At 37.3% G+C, this 17,834-nt stretch carries 19 protein-coding genes; 15 read left to right on the top strand and 4 right to left on the bottom strand.

Translation table 11 applies throughout. From position 1 onward, the window contains the following. Positions 1 to 107: 107 nt before the first annotated feature. The 13 genes from FA727_RS14950 (at position 108) to FA727_RS14890 (ending at position 14,265) form a co-directional block, all read left to right on the top strand. Positions 108 to 296: a helix-turn-helix domain-containing protein gene (locus FA727_RS14950; RefSeq protein ID WP_035198876.1), complete on the top strand. Its 189-nt coding sequence runs from the start codon at positions 108 to 110 to the stop codon at positions 294 to 296. Between the two features lie 20 nt (positions 297 to 316). Then, positions 317 to 1,048, top strand: coding sequence for a DNA-methyltransferase (locus FA727_RS14945; RefSeq protein WP_082169272.1), 732 nt, complete (start codon positions 317 to 319; stop codon positions 1,046 to 1,048). Next, complete coding sequence (locus FA727_RS14940) at positions 1,038 to 2,126, top strand: DNA cytosine methyltransferase (protein WP_048717973.1); 1,089 nt, start codon at positions 1,038 to 1,040, stop codon at positions 2,124 to 2,126. The genes FA727_RS14945 and FA727_RS14940 overlap by 11 nt, the downstream gene beginning before the upstream one ends. Further along, positions 2,113 to 4,332 carry a 5-methylcytosine-specific restriction endonuclease subunit McrB gene (locus FA727_RS14935; protein ID WP_053094372.1) on the top strand — a complete coding sequence of 740 codons (2,220 nt, stop codon included), beginning with the start codon at positions 2,113 to 2,115 and terminating at the stop codon, positions 4,330 to 4,332. Before FA727_RS14940 ends, FA727_RS14935 begins: the two co-directional genes overlap by 14 nt. Then, positions 4,329 to 5,789 (top strand): LlaJI family restriction endonuclease, encoded by a 1,461-nt coding sequence (locus FA727_RS14930; RefSeq protein ID WP_048717975.1) that lies wholly within the window; start codon positions 4,329 to 4,331, stop codon positions 5,787 to 5,789. The genes FA727_RS14935 and FA727_RS14930 overlap by 4 nt, the downstream gene beginning before the upstream one ends. Positions 5,790 to 5,806: 17 nt before the next feature. Further along, entirely contained in the window at positions 5,807 to 7,675 is a 1,869-nt protein-coding gene (locus tag FA727_RS14925; RefSeq protein ID WP_048717977.1) for a helix-turn-helix domain-containing protein, read from the top strand. Between the two features lie 472 nt (positions 7,676 to 8,147). Further along, complete coding sequence (locus FA727_RS14920; RefSeq protein ID WP_239687080.1) at positions 8,148 to 8,681, top strand: RNA polymerase sigma factor; 534 nt, start codon at positions 8,148 to 8,150, stop codon at positions 8,679 to 8,681. Between the two features lie 46 nt (positions 8,682 to 8,727). Beyond that, complete coding sequence (locus FA727_RS14915; protein WP_048717981.1) at positions 8,728 to 8,946, top strand: hypothetical protein; 219 nt, start codon at positions 8,728 to 8,730, stop codon at positions 8,944 to 8,946. Further along, positions 8,921 to 9,244 (top strand): rRNA biogenesis protein rrp5, encoded by a 324-nt coding sequence (locus FA727_RS14910; protein ID WP_048717983.1) that lies wholly within the window; start codon positions 8,921 to 8,923, stop codon positions 9,242 to 9,244. The genes FA727_RS14915 and FA727_RS14910 overlap by 26 nt, the downstream gene beginning before the upstream one ends. Then, positions 9,237 to 10,385, top strand: coding sequence for a DUF2800 domain-containing protein (locus tag FA727_RS14905; protein WP_048717985.1), 1,149 nt, complete (start codon positions 9,237 to 9,239; stop codon positions 10,383 to 10,385). Before FA727_RS14910 ends, FA727_RS14905 begins: the two co-directional genes overlap by 8 nt. After that, positions 10,378 to 10,926 (top strand): DUF2815 family protein, encoded by a 549-nt coding sequence (locus tag FA727_RS14900; protein ID WP_001064737.1) that lies wholly within the window; start codon positions 10,378 to 10,380, stop codon positions 10,924 to 10,926. Before FA727_RS14905 ends, FA727_RS14900 begins: the two co-directional genes overlap by 8 nt. 72 nt (positions 10,927 to 10,998) lie before the next feature. Next, positions 10,999 to 12,933: a DNA polymerase gene (locus FA727_RS14895; RefSeq protein ID WP_048717986.1), complete on the top strand. Its 1,935-nt coding sequence runs from the start codon at positions 10,999 to 11,001 to the stop codon at positions 12,931 to 12,933. Positions 12,934 to 13,236: 303 nt separating this feature from the next. Continuing rightward, complete coding sequence (locus tag FA727_RS14890) at positions 13,237 to 14,265, top strand: IS1595 family transposase (protein ID WP_048717987.1); 1,029 nt, start codon at positions 13,237 to 13,239, stop codon at positions 14,263 to 14,265. A 193-nt stretch (positions 14,266 to 14,458) separates the two neighbouring features. Here the strand turns inward: FA727_RS14890 and FA727_RS14885 are convergent, their stop codons facing one another. From FA727_RS14885 to FA727_RS14870, 4 genes are all read right to left on the bottom strand, one after another. After that, positions 14,459 to 14,773 (bottom strand): DMT family transporter, encoded by a 315-nt coding sequence (locus FA727_RS14885; protein ID WP_281280905.1) that lies wholly within the window; start codon positions 14,771 to 14,773, stop codon positions 14,459 to 14,461. Between the two features lie 42 nt (positions 14,774 to 14,815). Then, positions 14,816 to 15,130, bottom strand: a complete 315-nt coding sequence (locus tag FA727_RS14880) for a DMT family transporter (RefSeq protein ID WP_048717989.1) — start codon at positions 15,128 to 15,130, stop codon at positions 14,816 to 14,818. Positions 15,131 to 15,134: 4 nt separating this feature from the next. After that, positions 15,135 to 15,665, bottom strand: coding sequence for a TetR/AcrR family transcriptional regulator (locus FA727_RS14875; protein WP_048717991.1), 531 nt, complete (start codon positions 15,663 to 15,665; stop codon positions 15,135 to 15,137). A gap of 456 nt (positions 15,666 to 16,121) precedes the next feature. Further along, a complete protein-coding gene (locus tag FA727_RS14870; RefSeq protein ID WP_015926218.1) occupies positions 16,122 to 16,721 on the bottom strand; it encodes a TetR/AcrR family transcriptional regulator in 600 nt (199 codons plus the stop codon). A 103-nt stretch (positions 16,722 to 16,824) separates the two neighbouring features. On the opposite strand from FA727_RS14870, the gene FA727_RS14865 reads away from it, so the two are divergent. Together FA727_RS14865 and FA727_RS14860 are read left to right on the top strand one after the other, a co-directional pair. Next, positions 16,825 to 17,538, top strand: a complete 714-nt coding sequence (locus tag FA727_RS14865; RefSeq protein WP_048717993.1) for a GAP family protein — start codon at positions 16,825 to 16,827, stop codon at positions 17,536 to 17,538. A gap of 25 nt (positions 17,539 to 17,563) precedes the next feature. Next, entirely contained in the window at positions 17,564 to 17,782 is a 219-nt protein-coding gene (locus FA727_RS14860; RefSeq protein WP_000658732.1) for a hypothetical protein, read from the top strand. Positions 17,783 to 17,834 lie beyond the last annotated feature (52 nt).

Here is a 17,834-nt window from a genome sequence, read left to right as displayed (position 1 = left end):
CATATTTAATATTGCAATTTTATGTTAAAATATTTATATTCATAGGTTTTATGTTATAATAGATTACTATAATTATTATCACCAGTTTGATATCCGAGGTGAAAGAAATGAATGAGATGAATGAAAAATGGTCAAACCTTGAGGAAATTTCTGAGTATTTAGGGGTTACAAAAGATACAATTCGAAATTGGATAAAAAAAACTGATATCCCTGCTCATAAAATTGGTCGGCAGTGGAAGTTTAAACTTTCAGAAGTTGATGAATGGGTCAAGAGTGGAAAAAGTGCGATAGAATAAGTTTTGGAAGGAAGAGCTTTATGGCAGAAATACGTTTATACAACGGTGATTGTATCGAAACGATGAAGCAACTAGACGATGCATCTGTTGATTTGATAATAACCGATCCCCCATATAATTTAGGGAATTTTATGAAAAATAGAGATACCAATCTTGTAAAAATGAGAGAAAACTTTTTTGGAGCAGCTGGTTGGGATGACCTTGACTTTGATGATTGGCAAAAGTCAATGGATAACTTTTTTATGGAGTCTGCTAGGGTATTAAAAAAAGGTGGTTCTATGATTGTCTTCATGGCAATTATTAAAGTTGAAACGTTGATTAGGCTTGCAGAAAAAAGTGGATTTTATTATAAGACTACAGGTATTTGGCATAAGTTAAATCCAATGCCACGAAATATGAATCTCCATTTTGTCAATTCAACTGAAGCATGGCTATACTTCACATATAAAACACGTACAGGTACATTTAATAATGAAGGGCGTTTAATCCATGATTTTATAGAAACCTCAATTACACCGAATGGGGAGAAAAAATATGGCAAGCACCCTACTCAAAAGCCAGAACAATTAATGGAACATTTTGTGGAAATTTTATCTATTGAGGGTGATACTGTCTTGGACCCATTTATGGGAAGCGGAACAACTGGAGTAGCTGCGAAAAGACATAATAGAAACTTTATTGGAATTGAGTTAGATAAAGATTATTTTAATGCTGCATCTAAGCGTATCGAGGAGGTGCAAAATGAAGCCTAAAGTAATCGATTTATTTGCAGGTGTTGGAGGAATGTCTTTGGGATTTGAACAAATGGGATTTGATGTAGTATTTGCAAATGAATATGATGTCTCAATAGCAGATGCCTATAAAATAAACCATCCTAATACGGATATGTTAGTGGCCGATATAACAACTGTAGATTTTGAAAAAACATTTTCAAGGTATTTTGGGGAAATAGACGTGATTATCGGAGGGCCACCATGTCAAGGATTTTCGCAGAAGGGTCAGAGAAAAACAATTCATGATGAACGTAATTTCCTTTTTAAGTCTTTTGTGAGAGTTGTTGAGAAAGTACGACCAAAGTACTTTGTGATGGAAAATGTCCCCAATTTACTTACTGCTGAACGCGGGTATTTTAAGAAGGAACTAGAGAAACTCTTTAATGACATGGGTTACGAATTAAACATGGGAGTGTTAAATGCGTCAGATTATGGAGTGCCACAAAATAGAAGACGTGCGATAATTATTGGTAAGCAAGGAGATGTTGCCCCTTCACTCCCAACACCACAAGAAGGTAAAGTAACAATATGGGACGCAATAAGTGATTTAGCTTACTTGAATTCTGGTGAGGGATCTGAAAAACAAGAATATAGAAACCCGCCACAAAGTTCTTACCAAGAAACTTTGAGAAAAGAATCAACTATTTTATATAATCACGTTGCAACTAATCATTCTGCTTTAGCTTTAGAAAGGTTGTCATTGATTCCACCAAATAGTGGCAAGGAGGTTCTTCCAGAAGAGCACTTAACAAAATCTATTTATAGTGGTACTTGGACCCGTATGAGAAAAAATGAAGTATCTGTTACCATTACGACACGGTTTGATACACCATCATCAGGAAAGTTTACACATCCTTTTTTGAATCGTGCAATTACTGTTCGTGAAGCGGCTCGCATACAGTCTTTCCCAGACTCCTTTCACTTTGTTGGTACTAAAGGATCTCAAATGAAACAGGTAGGAAATGCTGTTCCGCCTTTATTAGCTAAAGCCATTGCTCAGGTTATTATGAAAGATATAGAAGTCTATAAGGAGGATACTGCATATGCAAAGGCCTGAAAACATGGAAATTTATGAAGATATAGATTTAAAGCTTGGCATTAAGTCATCTTTGCCCAACGTTAAAGCTACACTTGCCCTTTTTATTTTGATTTGGAAGAGTGAAGGACGTCCGGCAGAAGTAAAATATTCAGTTCAAGATGGTGATTCAATTCGTATTTCGGATGAACTCATGAATAAGCTTATTGCATACTCTTCACCAGTGTATAGTGCTCATGGCGTTTCGGATGATCAATTTCGTCAAACGGTGAATAACAATCAACTATTAAAATCACAAATGGAAGCTCTTATTGTAGCGTTTGAACTGTATTGGAAATTGGGCGAAATTGTTTTTCAGGATAATACTAAGCCTGTTAGTTCTGAGAGAACAGGTGGTGTGAGATATCCAAAAGAGATACATTTTACTTTGAATATGGATATTATTGATGTAGCTATGGCTGTGGCAGAGGAGAAATATAAGGAAGTTTTGCTTAATTGGTTGGGATTGAATGTTGCCACAAGTGAACGAGAAGATAAATTGCTTAAGTCCGTATTAACGGCTTTGTCAGAAACAGCCGTATTTAAACTTGATGATAGTGGTCAAGATGTAATTTTTAATCAAGATAGCATCTATCGTAAACTTTTAGCTACCACCGAACCAGTAGACATTAATGGTGATAAAGAAGCCAAGGGTTCATTACGAGTTCTGAAAACCTCGCTAAATGATGGAACTAATCCATATTTGAACTATTCGCGTGGAACAGTTACCTCTACAAATGATCCGGATCTAAACCTTGCCGATTATCAAAAACGTGTTTCTACATTCTTGTCTCTAAGTACTACAAAAATCGTAGGAATTGATGAGTATGAAGAAGTACAGAGTGGGGCAGATGCTGCACATGAATCCAATGATGACTATCTTACCGATTCTTCTAATGCTGAATTAATAAAATATAAAACAGGATATCAAACTGATTTCCACCATAATAGAATTATCTTTGGTGCTCCAGGAACAGGTAAAAGTTATACTTTAAATCGAGATAAGGAGACCTTGCTTAAAAATGGTGGCGAGTACGAGCGTGTGACTTTCCATCCCGACTATTCGTATGCTAACTTTGTGGGAACTTACAAGCCTACGATGGTGGATTCAGTAAAGAATCTGATTGGAAGCAAAGATGAGAGGGATGTTTTAACTGTTCTGTTGGATGATAAAACGGCTCAAGAAAAATATGATTTGCTATATGAAAAATTTAAAGATGGCGATTTAACTCGCTTACCACTTTTACTAGGATTATATAGTGATGACAAGTTTAAAACTAAGAAAAAAGATGGCTCTGATGCTAGTGGTGATAATAGCGTTGAACGAAATCATGGTCGTGCGATTAGGCCATATGTAAATCTGATTTCAAATAAACAACCTGCTAGTGAAATTGCATATGAATACGTTCCTGGCCCATTTATGAGGACGTATGTTAAAGCACTTAAAAATGCTCAGTCAGATAGTCCTAAGCCATTTTTATTAATTGTTGAAGAAATCAACAGAGCGAATGTTGCAGCTGTATTTGGTGATATATTTCAGTTATTAGACCGTGATGAGGATAATGTTAGTGAATATGCTATTCAAACATCTGAGGATATTAAAAAATATCTTGCTAAAGAATTAGGAGGTAATCCACAAGAGTATTCTGAAATCAAAATTCCAGATAATATGTTTATATGGGCAACTATGAATAGTGCTGACCAAGGAGTATTCCCTATGGATACTGCATTCAAACGTAGATGGGACTTCACTTATTTAGGTATTGATGATAGCGAAGAAAAAATTGTAGGTAAAACTGTTGAACTAGGTAAAGGTGCAAACAAGAGAATAGTTGAGTGGAATGAATTGCGTAAAGCGATAAATACTGAACTTCTTTCATATAAAGTGAATGAGGATAAGTTGCTTGGCCCATATTTTCTGTCAAGGAAAATCGTTCCTGAAACGGAGCCTATTGACCCAACAAAGTTTATCGCCACATTTAAGAGCAAAGTTATCATGTATTTATTTGATGACGCAGCAAAGCAAAAACGCCAGACTCTTTTTGATGGTTGTAATGATAAGACGACATACTCTTCTATTTGCAAAGAGTTTGAGGAAAAGGGTGTATTTATCTTTGCCAAAAATATCAGCAATAAATTCCCTGCTACTGCACCTACAAATAACCTTACAGGGGACGGTGCAGAATGATATCGAAGTTTGTCCGAGAACAGAAAAGATACAATCAAACTGAATTACAGGACATCTTTCAATGCTCGGAAGAAAAAACGGTAGATATTATTAAGCGTTTGAAAGAGTTTGGTGTTCTAAAGGCTGTTAAAGCTACGGATTCTCAAAAAAATATGTCAGACCTTTTGGAAGAGGATATTGAAGTTGCAGATGTAGAAATTGGTGAGAACGAATACCTTTATGTGTTTACTTTCGTTGGCGTAATAACCGTTTGGGGTTGTGTATTAAAATGCTATCCTAAATATATCTTAACTAATAATGATCCCTTAACTGAGTTAAAAACAATAATAAAAGTTCTTGAAAAGTATAATGCCAAAGAGCAAATCATTCGTATGTATAATGATAACAGTGAAAGTAGTGCTTTCAACTTGCTTGCTGTTATGATTTTCTTGCTACATGACTACTACGAAAATGGTGCATATACGAATACAAAGGATATAATTGAAACTAATGGTTCGGGTGAAATACTGTGGGACAAGACGATAAATGAGACCTTTACTTATCTCAGTAATAATCGACCATATTACATAGAACTGTTTACACAAAAACGTATAAATGATGATTTTGATTACTTTAAAAGACTCCATGAATCTATTATAAGTATTTGCTCTAGGGAACTAAAAGATGCAGATTTATTGGATTTGTTTGATATACTGCCGGTTGAAGTGTCCGATGAAGAACTTGATGACTTTGGAGAAAAAGACTATATACTTTACCGCATACAAAATGAATTGAATTTGCAGTTTAATACAAGAAAGCAGTTATTACTAAAGACGTTATACGCCTATGTTGCACATAGTAGCACACTTGCAGAAATTGATTGTTTCACTATGTTTGGTACAAACAGTTTTAATTTAGTATGGGAAAAGGTGTGTGCGGAAGTACTGGACAATCAATTACAGACTCCACTAGGTTCACTGCCTATTTCGTTATCTGACGGATATAATCCTTATGACCTGCTCATTTCATTAATAGAAAAGCCAAAGTGGAATGGTTATAAGCAAGATGGTTCTGAATTTCAAAAGGCCGCTAGGGAAACCCTCGTCCCAGACCTTGTGTCAATCCATAAGATGAATAACTCACATCAGTTCATTATATTTGATGCTAAGTATTATAATATTCAACTTGAGCATGGAAAAGAACTACGGGGACAACCTGGAATTGGTGATATTACAAAGCAGTACCTATATCAGTTGGCATATAAAAATTTTGTTAATGATCATGGAATTCAAGATGTTAAAAATTGCTTTTTGATGCCAACCGAACAACATAGCATTATTAATAAGGGATACGTCAATATAGAAATGTTAGATGCTCTCGGGTTACAGAATATACAAATAAGACAGTTGCCCGCAGAATTGATATACTCGCACTATTTAGCAAATGAAAAAATGGATATAGGCTTACTTCATTTATAAAGGGGATGTGGGGGAGTATGGCAGGTAATCGTTCATTTAAAGAATATGTGGCAGAAAGATTCTATAATAAAATGTTTGCTGCCATACAGGATTTCACCGAAGAAAACTACGATGGCTTAGACTTACGGCTATACAGAGTTCAAAACATCGGCGGCATTGAGTTATCAGATATAGAAGTAAAGTTCGTATCTGTTAATGACTTACCGGACATGAAAATAGAATTTGATGTTGCTGTTGAAGCTGAATTCGAAGTCCGTGAATCAAATCATCGTTATGATGAATCAGAAAATTGTCGGCAATGGTTTATGCTGGAATGCTCAGGAGATTTGGATTGCAATTTGGATGATTTTTCAATCTCTAGTATAACTGAGTATACTAGCAAAAATAAGCAGCCGAAACCTATGTCAGACTCCCTTGTCCCTATCATTCATAAGGAACAACTAGAATCTGTTGCCACAGACTTCCTTAGAAGACATTACCCTGAAGCATTAAAAAACCCAATGGCAGTTGAGCCACAGGTGTTGGCAGAAAAAATGGGCCTTACAGTAGAAATGAGAGAGATTACAAAGGATTTCTCTGTTTTTGGGCAGATATACTTTCACGACTGTGATGCAGAGTTTTATGATGAAGATAGCGATGAAATGGTACAGACCCATGTGAGTGGCCGTACAATAATCGTGGATCCTAAAGCTTACTTCCTTCGTAACCTGGGATCAGTCAATAATACTATTGTGCATGAGTGTGTTCATTGGGACCAACATAGAAAAGCATTTGAATTGGAACGGTTATATAATAGCAGTGCCACACGAATCAAGTGTCAGGTAGTCGGAGGTATAAAAGACAATACCAGAGATGCAACTGACTGGATGGAATGGCAGGCGAATGCCCTCGCCCCAAAGATACAAATGCCACTTGCTATGTTTAAAACCCAAGCGTTCAAATTTATTAAGCAATTCAGTTCAGAACTGGGAACATCTGAACTTATAGATGTAATGGAGCCAGTTATTGACGCCTTAGCAACGTTCTTCAGCGTATCTCGGACAGCAGCTAAAATTCGAATGATTGATGCTGGATACGAGGAAGCAATCGGAACTTTTACTTATATAGATGGTCGCTACGTCAAGCCACACAGATTTAAGAAGGGTGCGCTTGAAAGAAATCAGACCTTTTCTATAGGCGCCGAGGATGCTGCCATCCAAAGCATAACCAATCCAGAAATGGCCGCTCTAGTTAGAGACGGAAGTTATATATATGTAGATTCTCACTTTGTGCTAAACTATCCAAAATATTTAACACATGATATATTCGGACAAACGGTACTTACTGACTACGCACGAACCCATATGGAAGAGTGCTGCTTGGTTTTCGAGTTATCAGTCAAATCCGGGTGTAGGGAAAGATACTATACTGAATGTTTCCTCAACCGTGATAAGACATCAAATATAGATTTTGATATAAAGTATTGTAATGGTTTTGAGTATGCGGCTCCAGAAAAGAAGGCCCAATTACTAGCTGAAACAATAGCTGAAGAAATGCGAATCTATAATGAATTGCCAAATAGCTATACCAGCTCTCTCAAAATAGTACGTGAGTGGAAAAAAGTAACTTATAAAGAATTAGCAGAGAAAATATTGGTCAACGAGCGTACCATAAGACGAATCGTTAATGGTGAGGAACCGGGATCTATTAATTCCATTGTATTGATTTGCCTTGGACTTCATCTACCGCCAAATATTAGCAGTCATATAATTCGCAACTCACCATTTTCATTGAATTTCAATAATAACAGTCATATTTGGTATAACTTTGCATTAACTCACCTATATGCAAAATCGATGGATGAGATTAGAACGTTTTTACAGGAACATGGCGCAGAGCCATTATAAAATTCAATAATATTTTTGAAAAAGCGGACACAGGATGTCCGCTTTTTAGTTATTAACTAAGTAAGCCATACATGAATCCTTTTAAGGGTTTGTGTATGGCTTTTTTTATTGTTGTTTTTAGGTGTTTTTGTTGGGAAAAGCGTCATTTTGAGCCTGAAATTAACGGGCATGAGGTGTCCGCCAAGGCTGTCCAATTCTCACCTACAATAATGATAGATGAAGGAAAGGTCCTTCGTAGTTAGCAAGAATTAGACCATTCCTCGTCTACAAAAAAATATCAAATGCCTGATTTGCAATAAGGGCAAAGGATACATATTGCTACGTTTCAGTCCGTTTAGGATTGTTATGCGTTGCAATAGAAGTACCTTACCTTGTTGCGCTCATTTTCAGGACAAAGGGTCTGTGTACTTCGAGGCACAGACCTATTTTTGTATCCTTTGCCGCCAATGCAGTCCGGCGGAAAGGATGCAAAATGAAAATTAGAATTATGTACGACAACAAACCTACCTATTTGGAGGTACCAGACGAGGACTGCACTGTAATGATTGATATGGACTATGAGGACAGGCTGTCCTGTGCCGAAGATAAGGAAACTGTGACTCGACGTTCACCACAGGAGATTATGGACGAGCGTTTTAACAAGCCCGACTACAATAACTGGCATAAATTTGACAGACATAGAGGGATGCCAAAAAAACCATTCCGTAAGGACGACGAATCCGAGGATGCAACGGATCATATGGACTATCTCCCCGATAATACCCATGAAGTGGCACGAATTAAAAAGGAAGATTATGAATATTACTGTGAGATTATTCGTTCCATTCTCAAGCCAAAACATTCAGAACCTTTTATTGCTGTATATCTTGATGGCATGACAATGACTGAGTATGCAGAGCGTGAAGGTGTCAGTAAAAGCGCCATTTCACACCGTTTAAATACAGCCAAGAAGAATTTAAAAAAAGTTTTTCCAGAATCCTCAACTTTCCCATCTTGCCACGGCTAATAGATAGAGGGCAGTACATAAACGCTCTCGGAAAGAGGTGAAGAACATGAAACACAACTTGAAAATCAGTGTTTCAAAAACTCCACAGTCTGGCGGGATTGTAACTTGCCGTAATGTCACCATAAGGGAGCGCTTCCTTCGTTTCTTACTTGGTGATAAGCAGAAGCTGACTATTCTTGTTCCGGGTGACACCGTACAGGAACTCGCCATCAGTGAGATTAAGGAGGGGGGATTAAACCATGAGCAAAATCAAACTACTTCTTGATGTGGTTTCTGATATGCGCTCTTTGGCAGACAGCATACAAGCGGTTGCTGATGCAATGGCGGGTAGTGAGCCTGTCGAAGCAAAAGAACCGACCACAACTGTAAAAGAGCCAGAACCAAAGAAAAAGGAAATCACTCTAGAGGAAGTCAGAGCAAAACTCGCTGAGAAGAGTCAAGCTGGTCTTACTGACCAAGTGAGAGAAATCATCCAAAAATACGGTGGCTCTAAATTAAGCGAAGTTGACCCGAAACATTATGCAGATATGTTGAAAGATGAGGAGGTACTAGGTAATGAGTGATCACGCAGTACTTTCCGCATCGGGGTCCCATAGGTGGCTTAATTGCCTTCCTTCTGCAAGATTGGAACTGGAATTTGAAAATAGTGAATCCAATGCAGCCGCTGAAGGTACCGCCGCTCATGCTCTCTGTGAACATAAACTTAAAAAAGCACTTCACATGAGAAGTAAACGGCCAGTCTCGGTGTATAACTCTGATGAAATGGAAGAACACAGCGATGCCTATGTGGAATTTGTAATGGAGCAGCTTGAACTGGCGAAACAAAGCTGTACGGACCCGTTAATACTTATTGAACAACGTCTTGATTTTTCTTGCTATGTACCCCAGGGGTTCGGAACTGGTGATTGCATCATTATTGGCGATAAAAAGCTTCATATTATCGATTTTAAGTATGGCATGGGAGTGTTAGTAGATGCAGTGGAAAACCCGCAGATGAAATTGTATGCCCTTGGTGCTTTAGAAATCTACGATAGCTTGTACGATATCGAGGAGGTTTCCATGACCATCTTCCAACCCCGCAGGGAAAATGTCAGCACATGGACAATCCCGGTAAAGGAATTAAAGGACTGGGCAGAAAATGAACTGAAACCAAAGGCGAAAAAGGCCTATGACGGTGAAGGTGAATATCTGACCGGTGAGTGGTGTACTTTCTGCCGAGCGGCTGTTAAATGCCGTGCAAGGGCTGAAGAAAAGCTGAAATTAGCACAGATGGAGTTTAAACTGCCACCCCTACTTCTGGACTCCGAAATTGAAGAAGTTCTTTCTAAACTGTCTGACCTTACAAAGTGGGCAAATGAAATCATTGCTTATGCCACGGATGCTGCTGTTAATCACGGGAAAGAGTGGCACGGTTTTAAGGTAGTCGAGGGCAGGTCTATCCGTAAATATAAAGACGAAGAGGCTGTGGCTGAAGTAGCCAAGGCAAATGGCTATAAGGATATCTATCGTCAGAGTCTCATTACCCTTACGGAAATGCAGAAGCTGATGGGTAAAAAGAAATTTGAGCAAATTCTCGGTGGTCTCATACATAAACCACCGGGCAAGCCAATGCTGGTTCCAAATTCGGATAAGCGGCCAGCTATGAATATATCAAACGTAAAAAACGAATTTAACGAAATAACGGAGGAATTGGAATATGAATAATCAAAACAGAACTAAGGTTGTTACAAGCGTCAACACACGTCTTAGCTACTTTCACGGCTGGGAGCCGGTATCCATCAATGGCGGAGCGGAAAAGTACAGCGTATCCGTATTGATTCCCAAAACAGATAAGGAAACCATCAATGCTATCAATGCAGCAGTAGATGCAGCCATTGAAGAGGGCATTGCAAAGTTTGGTGGTAAAAAGCCGAATAAGGCGGCTATTAAACTGCCACTTCGAGATGGTGACGTAGAACGTGATGACGAGGCTTACAAAGGACATTACTTTGTAAATGCCAACAGCAAGACTCCACCCCAAATAGTAGATAAAGCGGTTAGACCTATCCTGGATCGTAACGAGGTTTACAGCGGTTGTTATGCAAGAGTATCCCTAAATTTCTACGCTTTTAACTCTAATGGCAATAAGGGTGTAGCATGTGGTCTTGGCAACATCCAGAAGATAAGAGATGGAGAGCCTTTAGGCGGAAGAACCAATGCAGCTGATGACTTCACAACTATTGAAGATGATGATTTTCTAGCATAAAGAATAAATACAAACGAGGTGGTGGAGGTTGTTCTTCTGCCACCTCGTTTGTATTGGAAGGGGCGGTAATACATGAATTCTATTTCTATTGATATTGAAACATTTAGTAGTGCCAATCTTCAAAAGTCTGGAGTTTACCGTTATGCCGAGAGTGATGATTTTGAAATTCTACTATTTGGCTATTCGGTAGATTCTGGTGAAGTACAAGTTGTTGATCTTGCCTGCGGAGAGGAAATCCCAGCTGAAATTATAAACGCACTTATGGATGATTCCGTTACAAAGTGGGCTTTCAATGCAATGTTTGAGCGTGTGTGTCTATCAAAATGGCTTAACCTTACTGAATATCTTGACCCCGCATCCTGGAAATGTTCCATGATATGGTCGGCATATATGGGACTTCCTCTTTCTTTGGAGGGAGTCGGTGCAGTTCTAGGTTTGGAGAAACAAAAGCTAACAGAGGGTAAAGACCTCATCAAATATTTCTGTACACCTTGCTCCCCTACAAAATCTAATGGTGGTCGAGTTCGTAATTTACCAGAACACGACATGGATAAATGGGAGCGGTTTAAAGTATATAACATTCGCGATGTGGAATCCGAGATGTCAATACAACAGAAATTATCCAAGTTTCAAGTACCAGAGAACATCTGGGAGGAATATCATCTCGACCAGGTAATCAATGATCGTGGCATTGCCATTGACATGACTTTCGTAAAACAGGCTGTAGAGATGGATGAACATTCTCGTGAAAAGCTAATGGCTACGATGCAAGATATAACTAATTTGGAGAATCCAAACTCTGTACAACAAATGAAAGACTGGCTTGCCGACAATGGGCTAGAAACAGATACCCTTGGTAAAAAAGCGGTTGCTGAGATGTTAAAGACGGCTCCTGAACCACTAGGCACTGTTTTGGAACTTCGCCAGCAGCTTGCAAAATCATCGGTGAAAAAATACACGGCAATGGAAAATGCGGTATGTAGTGACGGTCGTGCAAGAGGAATGTTTCAGTTTTACGGAGCCAACAGAACCGGCAGATTCTCTGGCAGGCTGATTCAGTTGCAAAATCTCCCCCAAAACCATATGCCCGATTTGGAACAGGCTCGTGCTTTAGTTCGAAGCGGAAACTTTGATGCTCTTACTTTACTCTATGATTCAATCCCAGAGGTACTGTCGGAACTTATCCGTACTGCTTTTATACCGCGAGAAGGTATGAAGTTCATTGTGGCAGATTTTTCAGCGATTGAGGCTCGCGTCATTGCTTGGCTTGCAAGTGAAAAATGGAGAATAGATGTATTCCAAAACGGCGGTGACATCTACTGTGCCAGTGCCTCTCAGATGTTTAATGTACCTGTTGAGAAGCATGGTGTGAATGGCCATCTTCGTCAGAAAGGGAAAATTGCCGAACTTGCTCTCGGTTATGGCGGATCGGTTGGGGCATTAAAATCAATGGGAGCTTTAGAGATGGGGATTGAAGAAGAGGAACTTCAGCTTCTTGTAACGGCTTGGAGACAATCCAATCCCAATATTACAAAACTGTGGTGGGATGTTGACCGAGCAGTAAAAACTTGTGTTAAGCAGAAAACTCCTACAGAAACACACGGTATTAAATTTATATATCAAAGTGGAATGCTCTTTATTGTCCTTCCTTCCGGCAGGCGGCTTTCCTATGTAAAACCTCGTATGGGAGAGAACGTATTTGGTGGTGAGTCAGTTACTTATGAAGGTATCGGCGGGACAAAGAAATGGGAAAGAATCGAAAGCTACGGTCCCAAATTTGTAGAGAATATTGTTCAAGCAATCAGTCGTGACATTTTGTGTCATGCCATGCAGACATTAAAGAATTGTTCCATTGTGGCCCATGTACACGATGAAATTATCATCGAGGCGGAAATGGGTATGTCAATTTCTGCTGTCTGTGAGCAAATGGCAAGGACACCAACCTGGGCGAATGGTCTGTTACTCAGTGCTGATGGCTATGAGTGTCAGTTTTATCAAAAAGATTAAATTAATTGGTAATCGGATAATCGTGTGGGAGGAGGTTAAAAGACCTTCAATTTTTAAATAATGAAAACAGGATAGCACTTATTTTATGACCGGTACGTGCTATCTTGTTTGTTTAATAAACGCTCCATTTTTGTGGAATAAAGGGTTAAAATTCGAATCTTGAAGAAATATAGTGAAAGAACCGATTTTGACTCCTCTCTCTATAAAGTTAATGGCTCTGTTAAAGGTTGATGTTGAAAATTGATTACCTTCAAAAAAGTAGTTATAATAAGAACAAACATTCTTATTTGGAGGGTCCAAAGGATGAGTAAAGCGTTTAGCAATTTATTAAAACATATCGATAAATTATCGCATACAGATAAAGAACGAGTGTTTCAATGGGTAAAACACTATGTTGAACCTTCTTTAACTGTTGATGGTCGCTTAATCGATGAAATGCGGGAAGTACGTTATAAAGAAGGTTTTGAATGCCCTCATTGCACTTCAGAACACATTAATCGATTCGGTAAAGTTAATGGTCGCCAACGATATCGCTGTAAGGCTTGTCGTAAAACGTTTATGGATACTACAAATACAATTCTTTATCGCACTCGAAAAGGTAATGAATGGATTACTTTTGTTGAATGTATGTTTAAAGGATATTCCTTGCGTAAATCAGCAAAAATTGTGGGCGTTACTTGGGTTACATTATTCTATTGGAGACATAAGCTGTTATCAGCTCTTAAACAAATGGGTTTTGAACAATTTGATGGTATCGTTGAAGTGGACGAGACTTATTTTTTGTATTCTCAAAAAGGTCAACGTGGCATTAGTGAACGTAAACCACGTAAGCGAGGCGGTAAATCAACACTAAGAGGAGTTAGTAAGGAACAAGTCTGTGTTCTAGTTGCTAGAGACCGAACAAAAGCAACAGTTTCAAAGGTAGCCTGTATGGGGCGTGTTGTTAAAACCAAAGTTGATGGTATGATTGGGTCTAAACTAACACCTAATAATGTACTTGTAACAGACGCTTGGAGAGCCTATAAAACCTATGCAGATGAAAGAGGGATAGAACATTATCGCATTAAGTCTGACGATGGAAAACACGTTATTAAAGGCTTATACCATATCCAAAATGTAAATGGACTCCATTCACGTTTAAAACATTGGATACATCGTTTTAAAGGTGTTGCTTCTAAATACCTTGATAATTACCTTGCTTGGTTTTTATTAGTAGATAGTCATAGCAATGAAAGTACAAAACACAATATCAAAGAATTACTTTTGACATCCTTTGTTTTTGAAATGACAGAAACCTATCGAAGTTTAAGGCTATCGAAATTCAATATGTAATGCTTATTTGACTGTTAGGGTGACTAAATCAAAATAGAGTTCTGGCAAATTTTTGCGGATTTACAACGTTAAACAATAAAGTTTACAAACGACACTTTGGGAATATTTTTGAAGGTGTTTTAGTAATGCATCGAGAAAAAAATATCACAATAGCTCTCAATTTCAAAAGGTAGAGTGCTACTGTGATTTTTATTTAACTTGATTTTACAACTGGTTCCTCTTGATTTGAAAAGTTTAAAATCACAACGCCCACGATAATTAGTAGAATCGCAGACACCTTTAACAATCCTAATGGTTCATCCCAAATAAGGAATCCAACAAAGGCTGTAAGAGCTGTACCTACACCCGCCCACACCGAGTAAGCAACGCTTAGCGACATTCCTCGTAAGGTTAACCCTAAAAATGTGAATGATAATAAATAACCAGCAACTGAGCCTATTGATGGTAATAAGACTGTAAATCCTTCTGAATATTTCATCATTGTTGTGCCAAATACCTCTGTAACAATCGCTCATACTAAATATATATATTTTGCCACGAATACAACCCCTTACTTACTTAAATTTAGCAGTACAACACCTAAAATGATGATTGCAATACCAATTAGTTTTTTTCTGTCAAATCCTTCTTTAAATATGACGACACCTATCGTAGCAGCTAAAGTTGTACCGACCCCTGACCAAATGGCATATGCTACACCAATCTCAAGTTCTTTTAAAGTTAAAGATAGAAAATAAAACGCTGCTGCATAGCCAACTGCAACACCAATGTATGGACCATAGTTCTTTGTCATACTTGTCACTTTTAACATCGCACTTCCAAAGGCTTCAAAAAGAATTGCAATACCTAATAAAACATATGTCATTTCCTTATTCTCCTTCTGCTAAACGGTATAATTTTTGCTTGATTTCATCCATTTCGACCGCTGTTAAGGGTGCGATTGTTGAAAATTTGTTGTAATAAACACCATCGATTGTTAGACGAATTAAATTGATTGTTGTCTCATCTAATTCATCTTTTTTCAAATGTTCTAGGATGTTTTGGTAAATGTCCTGCACCTGTTTATTTTCTAAAAATGGTACCTCCATCGAACCAACATATAAGTCGCTGTGTTTACTTAAATCATTGAAGCATAACTCAATGAATGCTTTTGTATAACGATTTCTTGTTTCTTTTTCAACTAGAATAAAGAATTCCTCCGAAAACTTTTCGTAAATATCTTGCACTATGCCTTCAATCAATGCTTGTTTATTTGGAAAATGATACAGTAGCCCACCCTTACTTGTGTTCGCTTTTTTTGCAACAGCATCAAGTGTTAGAGCATTTACACCTTCTTCTTGCAATAATTGAATTGCACTATTTATTAGTGTTTCGCGTTTTTCTTTTGCTTTTTGACTCATACAAAACCTCCTTCTCCAATCTCTATAATACCGTCTGGACGGTCTTTTTTCAAGCCTTTTAAATCATCCGTATTCAAAATAACGTTCCCAAATCAAAGTTTAGGGACAGTTTAAAAAGGCACGAACGTTGATTTAACATCGTTTCGTGCCTTTTCTTGTGAACATTGTTTATACCGTATTTTATACAGATGGCTCAAATTGTTGATGCAACTGTATTTGTACTTGATGGGTATTTTCGCTATCTTGCATAAAATTGTGTATATTCCTTATTGTTGTAAATACATATTTCTCTTACTATACCTAAAATGGGGGAACCACAATAAATCAAGTTCCCCCAATTATTTATTTAAAAAACAACAATTAAATTTAACAGAGCCAAGTTAATAATAAATCAAGGGGTAAGACTAAATCTATTAAAAACAAATGGGACAATAATTGATACATCGACCGATTAGCTTAATTGATTTTATTGCAGAGTGTCTCTAAATGATAACGAATAACTTCCTTCACCTTTTCTGGAGAGTATACATCAGGTCTTAATAAAGCATGAATCGACAATCCCTCTATTAATGCCGTTAACCTACTCTTTTCTAATTCTGCATTCATTGAATCTGATAATACGCCTTTTAGAGCTAAGATTTCAATCATTGAATTTGCTAATTCATATGTACCGTCCGTCATTTCATCTTTTTTGTCCTTTATTGTATCACTTGTAAGTGAACGTAATGCAAGAATCCACCAAACACTCGTTTCAATTTTCTTTTCTTCATCTATTGGTACTAGCTCTAATAAAACTTCTTCTACTGCCTGCACTGGGTTTTCTGACCATTCTTTATTTTGAGAACGTTTTTTCCCTTCTTCTAAGTAGTAATTCATAATAAATAATAACATTTCATCTTGAGTTGAAAAATAATGTCTTAACGCACCAGAAGACATCCCTGCCTCAGCTGCAACTCTTCGTATAGACGCTTTCTCAACCCCTTCTTTCCTAATAATATTCCATGCAGCCTCAGCAATTTGTTTGCGCTTTTCATCATGATCAACAATTTTTGGCATTATAAAAATCACTTCCTTTATTTAGCACAGTGTGTTATTATCTTTTTATAGCACGATGTGTTAAATAGATAATACCACAACATTTAAAGGAGGACTAGTTTGTTTGATCGAAACTATTGAAGCATTGATGCCTTCTTCATCATTAGACATTTCTTCAGCATTATTGATTATTTCTTTGTGTGCTTTAATTGATATTTTAAGTCCCGGTGTACTGACTGTAACAGCCTATTTATTACTGACACAACCGAATCAGTTATCTTCTCGTTTATTTGTGTTTTTATTCATCACGCAGTTAGGCTATTTCATCACGGGTTTATTACTCTACTTTGGTGGAAATTCATTATTGAAGAGAATAGAACAATTGTCTCAGTTTGACTTTATCAATTGGTTTTATATCCTACTTGGAGCAGTTCTTGTTCTAATAAGCTTCAGTAAACCAAAAGAGACTACAAAAAAACGTTTAATTTCATTTATCCCCAAAAATACAACAATTAAAGGGATGATTATACTAGGAATCATTGTTTTCCTAATTGAATTTGTAACGGCATTGCCTTACTTTTATTCAATCTTTTTAATGAATCATCAAACAATTGAGACTACACCTGCTATCTTAATTATAATTGGATACAATCTAGTAATGGTGCTTCCTTCTCTATTACTGTTAGGGGTTAATATTATATTTAAAGAAAGATTGCAACAATTTCTTATTAAAATCAGGTCAAAATTAAATGAAGCTCCAATCTCTTCACTCTTGGTAGCGACAGGAGTCATAGGTGCAGTTTTTTTTAATATCGGTCTTAGAGGCATATTAAATTAGAAAAAATATTAAAGAGGTGTTCATCATGAAAGAAATTATCAGTGGTCTCAGTCTACTTTTTATTATTCAGGGAATAGGCGGATTAATCAATCATTTGACTAATGGGGGAAAAAGTTGGTTTTTAGTAAATTATATTGATGCGTTTCAAGGGTTTGAAATCGTTTTGGACATTGTATTTATTGCAGTTGGTGGAATCATAGCTTTAGCCACTCGTAAAATAACATCAAGTAAAAGCAATAAGTGAATGATGTAAAATAAAAAATACAGAGTGAGAATTTCTCGCTCTGTATTTTTTA

It is taken from the genome of Robertmurraya kyonggiensis, assembly GCF_005116465.1.
GTDB classification, from domain to species: Bacteria; Bacillota; Bacilli; order Bacillales; family Cytobacillaceae; genus Robertmurraya; species Robertmurraya kyonggiensis.
Note: the sequence above shows the minus strand (reverse complement) of the source record. Positions and strands in the feature narration are given on the sequence as shown.